Annotated in this window: 14 protein-coding genes; 13 read left to right on the plus strand and 1 reads right to left on the minus strand. The window is 33.9% G+C overall.

Going from position 1 to position 15513, the window contains the following annotated elements:
• The first annotated feature begins 245 nt into the window (after window positions 1-245).
• From pnp to cls, 4 genes are all read left to right on the plus strand, one after another.
• Window positions 246-2351 (plus strand): polyribonucleotide nucleotidyltransferase, encoded by a 2106-nt coding sequence (pnp, locus tag RYK07_RS07075; RefSeq protein ID WP_314681149.1) that lies wholly within the window; start codon window positions 246-248, stop codon window positions 2349-2351.
• 160 nt (window positions 2352-2511) lie between these two features.
• Window positions 2512-4188, plus strand: coding sequence for a ribonuclease J (locus tag RYK07_RS07080; RefSeq protein ID WP_314853141.1), 1677 nt, complete (start codon window positions 2512-2514; stop codon window positions 4186-4188).
• Window positions 4189-4214: 26 nt separating this feature from the next.
• Complete coding sequence (locus RYK07_RS07085; RefSeq protein WP_314113076.1) at window positions 4215-4820, plus strand: energy-coupled thiamine transporter ThiT; 606 nt, start codon at window positions 4215-4217, stop codon at window positions 4818-4820.
• A 66-nt stretch (window positions 4821-4886) separates the two neighbouring features.
• On the plus strand, window positions 4887-6326 hold the full coding sequence (gene cls, locus RYK07_RS07090) for a cardiolipin synthase (RefSeq protein ID WP_314853143.1): 1440 nt from the start codon (window positions 4887-4889) through the stop codon (window positions 6324-6326).
• A 139-nt stretch (window positions 6327-6465) separates the two neighbouring features.
• Here cls and RYK07_RS07095 read toward each other — a convergent pair whose 3' ends face one another.
• Window positions 6466-6783, minus strand: a complete 318-nt coding sequence (locus tag RYK07_RS07095; RefSeq protein WP_006703579.1) for a hypothetical protein — start codon at window positions 6781-6783, stop codon at window positions 6466-6468.
• Between the two features lie 243 nt (window positions 6784-7026).
• Between RYK07_RS07095 and RYK07_RS07100 the strand changes: the two genes are divergently transcribed.
• The 9 genes from RYK07_RS07100 to RYK07_RS07140 form a co-directional block, all read left to right on the plus strand.
• Window positions 7027-7353, plus strand: a complete 327-nt coding sequence (locus RYK07_RS07100) for a hypothetical protein (protein WP_314405649.1) — start codon at window positions 7027-7029, stop codon at window positions 7351-7353.
• A complete protein-coding gene (locus RYK07_RS07105; RefSeq protein ID WP_314853146.1) occupies window positions 7340-9292 on the plus strand; it encodes a V-type ATP synthase subunit I in 1953 nt (650 codons plus the stop codon). Before RYK07_RS07100 ends, RYK07_RS07105 begins: the two co-directional genes overlap by 14 nt.
• 18 nt (window positions 9293-9310) lie before the next feature.
• Window positions 9311-9793 (plus strand): V-type ATP synthase subunit K, encoded by a 483-nt coding sequence (locus RYK07_RS07110; protein ID WP_006703582.1) that lies wholly within the window; start codon window positions 9311-9313, stop codon window positions 9791-9793.
• A 12-nt stretch (window positions 9794-9805) separates the two neighbouring features.
• Window positions 9806-10387, plus strand: a complete 582-nt coding sequence (locus tag RYK07_RS07115; protein ID WP_314853147.1) for a hypothetical protein — start codon at window positions 9806-9808, stop codon at window positions 10385-10387.
• Window positions 10388-10398: 11 nt separating this feature from the next.
• Entirely contained in the window at window positions 10399-11400 is a 1002-nt protein-coding gene (locus RYK07_RS07120; RefSeq protein ID WP_314853148.1) for a V-type ATPase subunit, read from the plus strand.
• Window positions 11390-11701: a V-type ATP synthase subunit F gene (locus tag RYK07_RS07125; RefSeq protein ID WP_006703585.1), complete on the plus strand. Its 312-nt coding sequence runs from the start codon at window positions 11390-11392 to the stop codon at window positions 11699-11701. The genes RYK07_RS07120 and RYK07_RS07125 overlap by 11 nt, the downstream gene beginning before the upstream one ends.
• Window positions 11702-11732: 31 nt before the next feature.
• Window positions 11733-13514, plus strand: a complete 1782-nt coding sequence (locus tag RYK07_RS07130) for a V-type ATP synthase subunit A (protein ID WP_314853150.1) — start codon at window positions 11733-11735, stop codon at window positions 13512-13514.
• Window positions 13507-14883: a V-type ATP synthase subunit B gene (locus RYK07_RS07135; protein WP_314853151.1), complete on the plus strand. Its 1377-nt coding sequence runs from the start codon at window positions 13507-13509 to the stop codon at window positions 14881-14883. Before RYK07_RS07130 ends, RYK07_RS07135 begins: the two co-directional genes overlap by 8 nt.
• Before the next feature lie 7 nt (window positions 14884-14890).
• Window positions 14891-15513: V-type ATP synthase subunit D (locus RYK07_RS07140; RefSeq protein ID WP_314853152.1), on the plus strand; the 623-nt coding region annotated here is incomplete at its 3' end.

Raw genomic sequence — 15513 nt, forward strand, 5'->3', positions numbered from 1 at the left:
TCTCAGACTAAATTCAACTGATTTCTAAACTAGAATTTAGATTGAGAATTTACCAAATGCTAAAGTTTAGTCAAAAAAATAGTTATTCAGTATCGTTTATGGTAAAATTATTGCGTATGACAATCAAGGAGTATTCTTTTTAGCGTGCTTACTTTAGAAATACAAGAAGGTGATAATTCGTCTGTTTGTATTTCTAAAAGTAGGTTTAAAAGATACTCTTAAAATAATAGAAAAGGAGAATCGATATGTCAGAGAAAAAAGTATATAGCTATGAATGGGGCGGAAGACTTTTACAAGTTGAAATCGGTCAATTAGCAAAACAAGCAAATGGTGCTGTATTAGTTCGTTATGGAGATACAGTTGTATTAACAGCAGCAGTTGGTACAAAACAAGCAAAGGATACAGATTTCTTCCCATTAACAGTTAACTATGAAGAAAAAATGTATGCAGCAGGTAAAATTCCTGGAGGATTTATTAAACGTGAAGGACGTCCAAGTGAACATGCGACATTAACAGCTCGTTTAATTGACCGTCCAATTCGTCCAATGTTTGCAGAAGGTTTCCGTAATGAAGTTCAAATTACAAATACTGTAATGTCTGTAGATCCAAACTGTCCACCAGAAATGGCAGCAATGTTTGGTTCAAGTTTAGCATTATGTATTTCAGATATTCCATTTGATGGTCCAATTGCTGGGGTAGATGTTGGTCGTGTAAACGGAGAATACGTGATTAACCCTACAACTGAACAAGCTGAATTATCAGATATCGAATTATCTGTAGCAGGTACTGCAACTGCGATTAACATGGTAGAAAGCTCTGCTAAAGAAGTGAGCGAAGAAGATATGTTAGGAGCATTATTATTCGGTCACGAAGAAATTAAAAAATTAGTAGCTTTCCAACAACAAATCGTTCAAGAAATTGGAAAAGAAAAAATGGAAGTAACATTGCTATCATTTGATCCAGAAATCGAAAAACAAGTGAAAGACTTATTCAGTCAAGCAATGATTAATGCAATCCAAACAGAAGAAAAATTAGCTCGTGAAGAAAATATTGAAAAAGTTAAAGAAACTGCCTTAGAACATTTTGAAGCTGTTTTAGAAGACAATGATGAAAAAGCAGGCTTATTAAAACAAGTTTCTCAATTAGTGGATAATCTTGAAAAAGACGAAGTACGTCGTTTAATTACTGAAGAAAAAGTACGTCCTGATGGTCGTAAAATTGATGAAATTCGTCCATTGTCTTCAGAAATTGACTTATTACCACGTGTTCACGGTTCAGGTTTATTTACTCGTGGACAAACTCAAGCATTAACTTCAGCTACATTAGCACCTTTAGGAGAATATCAAGTCATTGATGGTTTAGGAATTGAAGAAGGTAAACGATTCATCCACCACTACAATTTTCCACAATTCTCTGTAGGTTCAGTAGGTCGTGCTGGAAGCCCAGGTCGTCGTGAAATTGGTCACGGTGCTTTAGGGGAACGTGCATTGAAACAAGTCATCCCAACTCCAGAAGATTTCCCTTATACAATTCGTCTTGTATCAGAAGTATTAGAATCAAATGGTTCATCTTCTCAAGCAAGTATTTGTGCGGGAACACTAGCCTTAATGGCAGCAGGTGTACCAATTAAAGCACCTGTAGCGGGTATTGCGATGGGATTAATTTCTGATGGTACAAACTATACAGTATTAACAGATATCCAAGGGTTAGAAGACCACTTAGGAGATATGGACTTTAAAGTTGCTGGTACAACAACTGGTATTACAGCTTTACAAATGGATATTAAAATCCAAGGAATTACGGAACAAATTTTACGTGAAGCATTAACGCAAGCGAAAAAAGCTCGTTTTGAAATTTTAGAAGAATTAACTTCTACAATTGCTGAACCTCGTAAAGAGTTAAGCCCATATGCACCTAAGATTGAAATGATTTCTATTCACCCAGATAAAATTAAAGTTGTTATAGGTCGTGGTGGAGAAACAATCAATAGCATTATTGATGAAACTGGCGTTAAAATTGATATCGATCAAGAAGGTCATGTATCCATCGCTTCAACTGATGCTGCAATGATTCAACGTGCAAAAGAAATTATTGAAGATTTAACACGTGAAATCGAAGCTGGACAAGTGTATGAAGGAACTGTTCGCCGTATTGAAAAATTCGGAGCTTTTGTTGAAATTGCAAAAGGAAAAGATGGATTAGTTCACATCTCTGAATTAGCGCATGAACGTGTGGCAAAAGTAGAAGATGTATTAGCGATTGGAGATAAAGTAAAAGTAAAAGTTACTGAAATTGATGGACAAGGTCGTATCAACTTATCTCGTAAAGCATTAATCGAAAAAGAAGCTTAATCATTCATGAAATGAGGCTAGGGAAAACCTAGTCTCATTTTTTATTTCCAAGAAAAAATATGAAATGTTAGTCAAAAAAACGTAAATATGGTATTCTAGAATAAGAATGTAAACAAGTTGGTAAGACAAAATACAACAAATAAATAAGATGAGGTGAACTATGAGTTCAATTAAAATAATGGCGCTAGGAGGCGTTCGAGAAAACGGTAAGAGTTTATATGCCGTTGAAGTAGATGAAGATATTTTCATCTTAGATTGTGGATTGGTTTATCCAGAGGACGAATTATTAGGAATCGATGTCGTGATTCCAGATTTTACTTATTTAGAAGAAAACAAAGATCGGATTGCAGGAATATTTTTAACCCATGGTCATGCGGATGCAGTAGGAGCTCTTCCTTATTTTCTGAAAAATATTCAAGCACCAGTTTTTGGGACAGAATTAACGATTGCTTTAGCAAAATATTATGTAGAGTCTTCTAAACAAGTAAAAGGATTCGATGATTATCATATCGTCACTGAAAATACAGAAATTGATTTTGAATCTGTAACAGTGAAATTTTTTAAAACAACCCATACTATTCCAGATTCAGTAGCGATTGTTTTAAAAACAGCAGACGGAAGTATTGTGTATACTGGAGACTTTAAGTTTGACCAAAGTGCTGCCGTTGGCTATCAAAGTAATTTTGGCCGTATTACGGATATTGGAGAAGAATATGTCTTAGCCTTATTAAGTGATTCTAGTGATGCAGAAAGTTACGAGGAAAATGTTAGCGATCGTAGAATTGAAGCTAGTATTTTAGATACATTTAGAGATGCTACAGGGCGTATTATTGTAGCTTGTGTAGCAAGTAATATTTTACGAATTCAACAAGTTTTTAATGCAGCTCATGAATCAGGACGTAAGATTTTCTTAACAGGGGTAGAATTAGAAGAAATTGTGAATATCGCATTGAAATTAAATAAATTAACGGTTCCTTCAGAAGATTTATTCGTAACAGCACGTGAATTAAAACGATTGGAAGATGATGAAATCGTTGTGTTAGAAACAGGAAACGTAGGCGAACCAATTAAAGCTTTACAAAAAATGGCACAAGGTCGTCACCGTCAAGTGAATTTACATCAAGGAGATTTAGTCTATATTGCGACAACTCCTTCAACTGCAATGGAAACAGCCATTGCTCGTACAAAAGATATGATTTACCGTGCGGAAGCTGAAGTCGTTGAAATGGCTGATAATGCGAAAGCAAGCGGACATGCGACTCCAAATGATTTAAAACTAATGATGAATTTATTACAACCAACATTCTTCATTCCAGTTCAAGGGGAATATCGTAGTTTATTAGCTCATGCAGAGTTAGCACACGAATTAGGAATTCCATATTCTAATATTTTCATTCCTGGTAAAGGGGATGTTATTGAAATTTCTAATGGAAGAATGACAGCTACTGGACAAGTTCCAGCGGGAAATGTTTTAGTAGATGGAATTGGTGTTGGAGATATCGGTAATATTGTACTAAAAGATCGTAAGATTTTATCAGAAGATGGAATTTTCGTAGTCGTTGTAACGATTTCTAGACGTTTAGGAAAAATTTTATCCGGACCACAAATTGTCTCTCGCGGATTTGTTTATATGAAGACGAGTGAAGAGTTATTACAAGAATCACAAAAAATTGTGACGGATGTTGTGGAAGAAAACTTAGCCAGTGATAATTTTGAATGGCCACGTTTAAAACAAGAAGTACGTGATGGATTAAGTCGCTATTTATTTGAACAAACAAAACGTCGCCCAGTTATTCTTCCAATTATTATGGAAGCTTCACATTATAAAAAAGATTAAGTTGTATCATTGAAAGGGGAACATTCATGGGTTCAAAAGCAGTTAAAATTATGTTAGAAGTGTTGCTAGCTATTGCTGTTGCTAGTGGGCTTTCTTATATTCCAGCAATTGGAGGAAATGTAGTCATTGACTTTGCTATTATTCCTTTAATTTTACTTTCTCTTCGTCATGGAGGAATTTGGGGAGCAATCGCAAGTATTTTATTTGGTCTTCTACATGCTGTCTTACATCCAAGTGGAACAGGATATATTGTTGTTCCATTCCATGATTCTGTAATGGGATATGGATTTGTAGCTTTTGCGGGATTCTTTGCTAGAAATACGGTTCGTACAGCATTTAACGCTCGTATTTCTTCTACAGTATTAAATGTTGTAACAGCTAGCATTATTGCAACATTTGTTAGCTATGGTTTCCATGCGATTGCTAGTGCAATTGGAGCACCAACATTATTTGCAACTGAAAAAGTTGCTTTAGCAAGTGGATTTTTAGGCTTTTCAGCAAACTTTATTGCTACATTAGTCGTAACACTAGTAGTATTAGTAACGTTGATTTATGTAAAACGTGATATTTATATTCCAAAAGGAACAAGATACTTATCTCGAAAAGAAAAATCTCACTTATTAAATGACTAATGAGAGTGGGGAAACAGTTTCTGTTTTCCTGCTTTTTTTCTAAGCAAGAAGGGAAGGAGAGAGGAAATGAATTTATTATCGACAATAGTAACAGGTTTAATATTTATCAATACACTTGGAGCAATTATTACCGTATTTAGAGAACCAAGAGAGATTTCTGCTACATGGGCTTGGTTATTAGTCTTAGTCTTTTTCCCATTTTTAGGGTTTATTATTTATTTCTTTTTTGGAAGAAAAATTAGTAAAGATCGGATTTTTGATTTGAAATCTCAAGATACATTTCGAATTAGAAAAGTAGCCGAAACTCAATTAGAGGAATTAGAACAAGATAATACTTTTTTCGAAGATTTATATTTAAAAGAATTAGCGGTTCTATTTTTAGAAAGTGATGAATCAGTCATTACAAAAGGAAATCAAGTTGAAATTATGACGTCTGGTCAGGAGAAATTTACACAGTTAAAAGAAGATTTGAGAATGGCTAAAGACCATATTCATATCGGCTATTATATTTTTAATGATGATGAATTAGGCTATGAATTATTAGAGATTTTAGTTGAAAAAGCGCAACAAGGAGTCGAAGTTTTAGTGCTATATGATGCATTAGGGGCTCGTTTTACAAAACAAAAATTTTGGAAGAAACTTCACGATGCGGGTGGACGTTCAGAAGCCTTTTTCGGGTATACATTTGGGATTATTAATTTGCGGATGAACTATCGTAATCACCGTAAAATTGTTGTTATTGATGGAAAAATTGGCTATGTGGGTGGCTTTAATATAGGGGACGAATATTTAGGAAAGGGAAAACTGGGCCACTGGAGAGATACACATTTAAGAATTAGAGGGAATGCTGTATTATCTCTTCAAGCTCGTTTCTTTATTGATTGGAATGCGACAGCTTCAGAACGATATCAAAAAACATTTTTACCGCGATATTTTCCTACTTTAGAATGTTTAGGAGATACAGCAATGCAAATCGTTTCAACAGGTCCGGATAATGATTATCAAAAAATAAAAATGGGATTTGTTAAAATGATTTATATGGCGAAAAAATCGGTTGATATTCAAACTCCTTATTTTATTCCAGATGAGAGTGTTCTGGAAGCTTTGCAAGTGGCTGCTCTTTCAGGGGTAAAAGTACGGATTATGGTTCCATGCAAACCGGATCATCCATTTGTTTATCGTGCAACAGAATATTATTGTCGGAATTTAATAAAAGACGGTGTAGAAATCTATTTATACGAAGAAGGTTTCTTGCATGCGAAAACAATGGTCGTAGATGGCGTTGCTTCTACAGTTGGAACCTCTAATTTTGATATGAGAAGTTTCCGATTGAATTTTGAAATTAATGCTTTTATCTATGATGAAGAAATTTCATGTAAGCTACAAGATATTTTTGAGAAAGATATTGAGAACTGTTTATTAGCAGATGAAGCGTATTTTAAAAAGCAATCTCCATGGAAAAAATTAAAACAAAAATTCTCCAGACTGCTTTCTCCGATACTATAATTTTTATATAAGACTTTATTACTAAGAAAAAAGACTTCTCATTGTAGTGCAGGAAAATTTGAGACCTAGGCTCAAATTTTAGCCATGAGACCGAAGGGATGCTGGCGTCCTAATACTACAATATCAGAAGTCTTATTTTTTATACCTGTATTGCTGAAACAACTTGTTCTAAGTTTAAGATCATTGTTAGATCTTCGCTTAGAAAAACAAAATGATTGTTTGGTTGAATACAGCTTTTAATAATGCCTTTTTTAGTAAATTGTTGTAATTCACCTTTTGAATTATATTGTTCAAATAAAAGAGTAATTTCTTTTTTGAAATAGTAACTATTATGAATCGTCTCAACAACATCAATTAATGGCATTACAGGTGTAAATGAAGTTGATTCTGTTGGAAATTGTAAACTATTTAATAATGGTTGAATAAATGAATGAAATGGTTTTTTATATTGTTCCATAATTGGACCTCCCGAACAAATGTTTGTATTTGTATTATACGAACATTTGTTCTGAAATGCAAACATTATTTTAAAAAAATAAAAAATATTTTTAAAAAAGGTAGAGTTTCTTCCTATTAAACTATAATGATAATAGAGAAGAGTAGAATAGAATTATCGTTTGATACATTTAAGAAAGCAAGGTATAATAACAAAAGTAGGAATTTATTATCGAATCCAGACCTATGAGATGGGAGGTGTACTATGAGCCAAAAAATTGTAGAATCTGTTCAAGCTATTGAAAATCAAGCTCAACAATTAAAAGAAGATTTTCAAAAGAAAATTGATGAAGCAAAAATTCAAGCGAATCAAAAGATTTCTGAATCTAAAAAAAATGTAGATATCGCTTTGTCGAATTATGAAAAAGAATTAGAGGATAAATATTCTCAAAAGAAATTGGATTTCCAAGAAGAATTAGCATCTCTTCAAAAAGAAGAAATTCAACAAATACAACAAGTATTTGAAGCCAATCGACAAGAATTGGTTCAGGAAACAATTAAGGAGGTGTTAAAACGATATGGCAATTGCTAAAATGAAAAAATTGATGTTTATTGCACCAAATCGTATTCAAAGCCAATTGATGGACGCGGTTCAAGAATTACAATCATTAGAATTCATTTCCTTAAGTCAAGGGCAATCCATGTTAGAAGAATCAAAACCTTCGAATCAAAAAAATCTTCAAGAGTTAGAAAGTAAAGTAGATCGATTACAAGAAGATATTTGCCTTTTAGAAAAATATCTAAAACAACCTTCACTCATGAAAAAATTGAAAACTAAAAAAGAAACATTTACGATTGAAGAACTTCAACAAACAGTTTCTAATTGGGATTATCAAGAATTAATGGAGAGTGTTGAAAACTATCGAGTACAATTACAAAAATTTGAAGATAAAAATGCAGAGCTCGTTGAAACTGAAACTCTACTTAGAAAATGGGGAAATTTAGACTTCCATCCAAAGGAAATCTTTAAACAACCATTTACGAAGACGAAAATGGGGACGATTCCTCAAACAACGGATAATCGTTATTTAGAAAGTCTAAAAGAGAGTCAGTGGATTGTCGTTCAGGAAGTGTATCATACAAGAGAAGAAGTTGGAGTATTTGCAACTTATTCAAGAAAACATCAACAAGAAGCTAAAGAAGAATTAGCGAAAGTGAATTTTAGTGTGACATGGTACCCATTTGACCATAGCCCTAAAGAAGAATTGCAATTGAATTTAGAACGTCAAAAGCAATTAAAAGAAGCTAAAAATTCATTAGTACAAGAAATGCAACAACAAGAGGATCTTGTTAGAAAATTAAAATTGTATTGTGAATATGCGTTTAATGAATGGCAAAAAGAAATTGCAAAAGAACAATTGTATTCAGGAGAGCATTTATTCTGCTTACATGGTTATTTATGTGATGATGTGGTGGAACAAGCAAAACAACAAATGGAAGAGTATGGAATTGCTTCTCAAGTAACCGTAGTAGAATTGGAAATTGATCCAGAAGAATATGAAGAAACTCCAACTGTTTTGAAAAACCATTCGCTCATTAAACCATTTGAAATCATGATTGAGATGTATGGTTTACCAAAATATGGAGAGGTGGATCCAACACCATTTACAGCGCCGTTTTATCTTGTGTTCTTTGGAATGATGTCTGCAGATATTGGATATGGACTTGTTTTATGGTTAGCAACGTTCCTTGCGTTAAAACTATTTGTATTAGATAAAGGAATGAAACGTAATTTAATGTTCTTCCATTTATTAAGTTATCCAACAGTAGTTTGGGGAATTATCTTTGGTTCATTCTTTGGAGTGGATATGCCATTCCAACCATTATCGCTTTCAAAAGATTTAACGACGATTATGATTTTATCAATCATTTTTGGGGTTATTCAAATTATTGTAGGTCTATTTATAGGGGCTTATAGTAATTGGAAGAAAAAAGATTATGCTAATGCGTATACCACTCATATTGGATGGTTAGCGATTATTTTTGGCTTAATTTTATATTTAGTAGGTTCGATGATTTTAAATATACCGATTCTTGCAACTATTGGCTCATATGTAGCGATTATTGCAGCGGTACTAATTGTTATCGTATCTATGTTGACAAGTTCGAATAAATTTGCGGGCTTGGCAAGTGGTTTATATAACTTATATGGTATTAGTGGTTATGTGGGAGATGTTGTCAGCTATACTCGTTTGATGGCTTTAGCAGTATCAGGCGGTAGTATTGCAGCAGCATTTAACATGTTAGTGACTTTCTTACCACCAGTTGCAAGGGTTACAGTAGGAATTCTTCTGTTAATTGCGCTTCATGGGTTAAATATTTTCCTAACATTTTTAGGAGCATATGTTCATGGATTAAGATTACAGTTTGTAGAATTCTTTGGTAAATTCTATGAAGGTGGCGGAAGAGCTTTAAAACCATTTAAAACGTATGAAAAATATATTGAAACAAAACAAAAATCAAATCAATAAGATGGAGGAAGATTTATTATGACAAACTGGTTAACATTTTTTACTGAAAATTCTGGAGGTTTTATTTTCGCAGCATTAGGAATGGGTGTAGCAAGTATTTTTTCAGGAATTGGTTCTGCAAAAGGTGTAGGGATTGCAGGGGAAGCTGCAGCATCGTTAATTAAAGAACAACCTGAAAAATTCGTTCAAGCGTTAATTTTACAATTATTACCTGGTACTCAAGGGATTTATGGATTCATCATTGCATTCTTCATTATGCAAAAAATGAGCGCAACAATGCCTTTAAGTTCTGGTTTATACTTATTAATGGCAGCATTACCAATTGCTTTCACAGGTTTATTGTCTGGTATTGCTCAAGGGAAAGTAGCAGCTGCTGGTGTTCAAATTTTAGCGAAAAAACCAGAAGAATCTACTAAAGGGATTATCTTTGCAGCCATGGTTGAAACTTATGCAATCTTAGGATTATTGGCTTCATTCTTAATTATCAATCAATTAGGTTAGGAGTTGGAACGTTTGAAAGATTTAGAGCAACTAAAACAACAAGTATTAAAAGAAGTCGAAGAAGATTTCTCACATCAATTGGCTGTTGCTACTAAAGAAGAAGAAGAACGTACAAATGTCATGAATGCAACTTTAGCAGAACAAGAAGTGGCAAAGAAAACTCAATTAAAACAACGTGCAAAACAACTTTGGGATAAAGAGAAACAATCTTTAGTCAATGCGAGTAAAAAAGAAATTTTACAAGAAAAAAGAAGATTACTCGATAGCGTGTTTGATGAAGTTTACTCCTTAATGTCTGGATGGAGTGGCGTAACATTAGTACAGTTTATTCAATCGGCAGTAGCTCAATTACCTAAACAAGGAAAAATCACATTAGTTTTAGGGGAAGCAACAGCAAGTCAATTATCACAAGAAGATATTCACCAACTAACGAATGCTTCTGAATTAGAAGTGTCCCAAACGACTTTAAAACAAAAAGTTGGATTTGTTTTACAACAATCAGGAATTGAATACAACTATTTATTCGATGCACTATTAAAGGATTTAAAACAAGAATACTCACCAGAGTTAGCTAAAAAAGCTTTTGAAAGATAGGAGGGATTTCAATGAATGATTTAGCTTATTCAGGAATCAATACTACTGTTCGTATTTTAGAACAACAATTACTTTCAAAAGATATCATGAATAGTTTATTAGCTTCAAAAGAGTTACAACAAGCTTTAGAAGTGTTACAAAAAACGGCTTATGGTTTTCAAACGGATGAATTATTGCAAACGAAACAATTTGATGTAGTATTAATGAAGCATTTGAAAAATCAGTATGAGGAATTATATGAATTAATTCCTACACCTGAATTATTAGATATTTTTTCAATTCGTTATACGTATCATAATTTAAAAGTGTTATTAAAAGAAAAGTTTGCTAAAAAAGATTTTTCACATTTATTAGTACCCATTGGTCGTTATTCATTAGCAACCTTAAAACAATTAGTAGAAACTCGAGATTCTCAAGATGTTCCTAGCGTTATGGTAAAAGCCGTTCGAGAAGCTTATGAAGATTTTGAAAATTTTGAACGATTAGAAACTGCTGACGTTTTTATGGATACTTATTATTTTAGACATTTAAGAATGTTAGAACGTGAATTGCAAGATGATAAAGTGACAGAATTTGTTAATTTAATGATTGATTTAGAAAATATTGCTACTTTAATTCGAGCAAGTGCTCAAAAACAATCAAGAAGCTTTTTACAAACGGTATTATCAAATGAAGGAACAGTATCGAAAACTCAATTAATCGATACATTCCAAGAATTAGGGTGGGCATCATTAATACAATTATTTGATGGTGTTTCTTATAAAGAAGAATTGGAAAGTATTTTATCTCAAGAAAATATTTCTGTATTGAAATTAGAATTGTTGAAAGACGAATGTATTTATCGTTATTTAAAAGATGCGACATTCGATGCTTTTGGACCTTATCCATCCCTTGCCTATATTCATGCTAGTGAAATGGAAGTGAAAAATATTCGATTGATTTTAGTAGGAATCGATAATGGGTTTAGTGAAGAACAATTAAGAGAAAGGATGCGACCAGTTTATGGCTCATAAAATTGCAGTTGTTGGAGATAAAGACTCAGTCCTTCCTTTCAAAATTCTTGGTTTTGATGTGTTTCCTGCTCATGAAAGTTTAGAAGCAAGAGAAACCATTGATCGATTAGCAAGTGAGGAGTATGGAATTATTTATGTAACAGAAGCGATTGCCTCTGAAATTGCTGAAACGATTCGTCGTTATGATGCAGTTGTTTCACCAGCAATTATTTTAATTCCAAATCATAAAGGTTCATTATCCATTGGAAAATCAAGAATTCAAGAAAATGTGGAAAAGGCTGTAGGTCAAAACATTTTATAATTCGTAAAATTAGTAAAGAGGAGGTACTTCGGTGAAGAGCGGAAGAATCGTAAAAGTATCAGGACCATTAGTGACCGCTGAAGGTATGGAAGATGCAAATATTCAAGATATTTGTCATGTGGGTCATCTTGGACTGATTGGTGAAATTATTGAGATGCGTAAAGGCGTTGCCTCTATTCAAGTTTATGAAGAAACGTCTGGAATTGGACCAGGAGAACCAGTAACAACAACAGGAGAAGCACTTTCTGTTGAATTAGCTCCCGGAATCATCTCTCAAATGTTCGATGGAATTCAACGTCCATTGAACACATTTAAAGAAGTATCTAACAGTGACTTTTTAGTTCGTGGAACAGTAGTAGCCCCATTAGATCGTCAAAAAGAATGGGAGTTTCACGCAACAGTAGCAGTTGGACAAACTGTTGAAGCTGGAGACATTGTAGGTTATGTACAAGAAACAAAAGTTGTTCAACATAAAATTATGGTTCCTTATGGAGTAAAAGGAACAGTAACAAGTATTTCAAGTGGAACGTATCGTATTGAAGACACGGTTTATACGATTGAAACAGAAGAAGGAGAAAAATCTTTCAATCTAATTCAACGTTGGCCTGTTCGTCAAGGACGTCCATTTAAAGTGAAGAAAAATACGGAAGTTCCAATGTTAACAGGACAACGTGTTATCGATACTTTCTTCCCTGTAACAAAAGGTGGAGCTGCAGCTGTACCTGGACCATTTGGAGCTGGTAAAACAGTTGTTCAACACCAAATTGCAAAATGGTCTGACGTGGATATCGTAGTTTATGTAGGCTGTGGTGAACGTGGAAATGAAATGACAGACGTATTAAATGAGTTCCCAGAATTGATTGATCCAACAACTGGCGAATCGATTATGGAAAGAACGATTTTAATTGCGAACACATCAAACATGCCTGTAGCAGCTCGTGAAGCTTCTATTTATACAGGTATTACAATTGCTGAGTATTTCCGTGATATGGGATACAGTGTTGCGATTATGGCGGATTCAACATCACGTTGGGCAGAAGCATTACGTGAAATGTCTGGACGTTTAGAAGAAATGCCTGGGGATGAAGGATATCCTGCTTACTTAGGTAGCCGTATTGCAGAATATTATGAACGTGCAGGACGTGTTGTTACTTTAGGTAGCGAAGGCCGTGAAGGTACTATTACTGCAATCGGTGCGGTATCACCTCCAGGGGGAGATACTTCAGAGCCTGTTACACAAAATACATTACGTGTTGCTAAAGTATTCTGGGGATTAGATGCAACATTGGCGCAAAAACGTCACTTCCCATCTATGAACTGGTTAACTTCTTATTCTTTATACAATCAAGAAGTTGGAAAATATATGGATGAACACATTCATGAAAATTGGTCATCTATGGTTCAACATGCAATGCAAACATTACAAGAAGAAGCAAGCTTAGAAGAAATTGTACGTTTAGTTGGTTTAGAGTCATTATCTGAAAAAGACCGCTTAACAATGACAATTGCGAAATCCATTCGTGAAGATTACTTACAACAAAATGCGTTTGACGAAGTGGATACATTCACTTCTCGTGAAAAACAATATCGTATGTTAGATTTAATTTTAACATTTGAAGAACAAGCAAGACATGCGATGAGCGTTGGTGCTTACTATGCAGAAATTATGGATGGTACAGAAGAAATTCGTGACCGTATTGCTCGTTCAAAATATATTCCAGAAAGTCAAATGGAACAATTTACAGCGATTAAAGAACAAATTCAAGAAGATGTTAAAGCAACTATTCAAAAAGGAGGAATGACAAATGCTTAAAGAATATCGTACGATTAGTGAAGTTGTCGGCCCTCTAATGATGGTTGAACAAGTAGAAGGCGTTAAATTTGATGAGTTAGTAGAAATCCAATTACAAAATGGAGAAACTCGTCATGGACAAGTACTAGAAGTTCATGAAGATAAAGCGATGGTGCAAATTTTTGAAGGACCTAGCGGTATTAACATTCGTGATTCAAAAGTACGTTTTAAAGGAAAACCTTTATCCTTAAATGTATCAGAAGATATGGTTGGTCGTATTTTCGGTGGAATGGGAAATGTTATTGATGGTGGTCCTGAATTATTACCGGAAGCATCTTTAGATGTGAATGGACAAGCGATTAACCCAGTTTCTCGTGACTATCCGGATGAATTTATTCAAACAGGGATTTCAGCAATCGACCATTTAAATACATTAGTTCGTGGACAAAAATTACCAGTATTCTCTGGTTCAGGTTTACCTCATAAAGAATTAGCAGCTCAAATTGCTCGTCAAGCTACTGTGTTAAATAGTGACGAAAAATTTGCGGTAGTATTTGCTGCGATGGGGATTACCTTTGACGAAGCAGAATACTTTATGGAAGATTTCCGTAAAACAGGAGCGATTGATCGTTCTGTAATGTTTATTAACTTAGCGAATGACCCAGCGATTGAAAGAATTGCGACTCCTAAAATAGCCTTAACAACAGCTGAATATTTAGCATATGAAAAAGATATGCACGTTTTAGTAATTATGACAGATATGACAAACTACTGTGAAGCATTACGTGAAATTTCAGCAGCTCGTCGTGAGGTTCCAGGTCGCCGTGGATATCCAGGTTACTTGTATACAAACTTATCGACATTGTATGAACGTGCTGGACGTCTAGTAGGACGTAAAGGATCTGTAACTCAAATTCCAATTTTATCAATGCCTGAAGATGATATTACACATCCAATTCCAGACTTAACAGGGTATATTACCGAAGGTCAAATTATTTTGGATCGTGCATTAGATAAACAAGGAATTCAACCTCCAATTAATGTATTGCCATCTCTTTCTCGTTTGAAAGATAAAGGTTCAGGTGAAGGAAAAACTCGTAAAGACCATGCTTCAACAATGAACCAATTATTTGCTGCCTATGCAACAGGAAAACAAGCAAAAGAATTAGCAGTCGTATTAGGGGAATCTGCTTTATCAAAAACAGATAAATTATATGTTGAATTTACAGATCGATTCGAAAAAGAATACATCAGCCAAGGATTCCAAACGAATCGTACCATTCAAGAAACATTAGATTTAGGTTGGGAATTACTATCAATTTTACCTCGTACGGAATTAAAACGTATCAAGGATGAAATGCTTGATGAATTTTTACCTAAAGGGGAGTGATTCCTAAATGGTGAGATTAAATGTAAAACCAACAAGAATGGAATTGTCTAAATTAAAACAGCGATTAACCGTTTCTGTTCGTGGTCATAAATTATTAAAAGATAAGCAAGATGAATTAATGAGACAATTCATTGAGTTAATTCGTAAAAATAATGAATTACGTGATCAAGTTGAAAAACGTTTAACAGCAGGAATGAAAAGTTTTGTTTTAGCAAAAGCAACCTTAGAAGAAGCTTTTATTGAAGAACTAGTGGCAATTCCACCACAAAGTGTCACATTGAATTTACAAGAAAAAAATATTATGAGTGTTTCTGTTCCAGAAATGAATTTTACAGTAGTAGAACAAAATCAAGAGAGTGATTTTAAATATGGCTATTTAAACTCGAATAGTGAGATTGACCATTCGATTGAAGAAATTTCTGCAGTGTTACCTGATTTATTATCGTTAACAGAAATTGAAAAAACTTGTCAGTTATTAGCTGATGAAATTGAAAAAACACGTCGAAGAGTAAATGCCTTAGAATATCGTATGATTCCTCAATTAGAAGAGACGATTTACTACATTGAAATGAAGTTAGAAGAACAAGAACGTGCAAGTATTACTCGTATTATGAAAGTAAAAGATATGGG

Origin of the sequence: uncultured Granulicatella sp. (assembly GCF_963528315.1) — a bacterium.
Lineage (GTDB): Bacteria > Bacillota > Bacilli > Lactobacillales > Aerococcaceae > Granulicatella.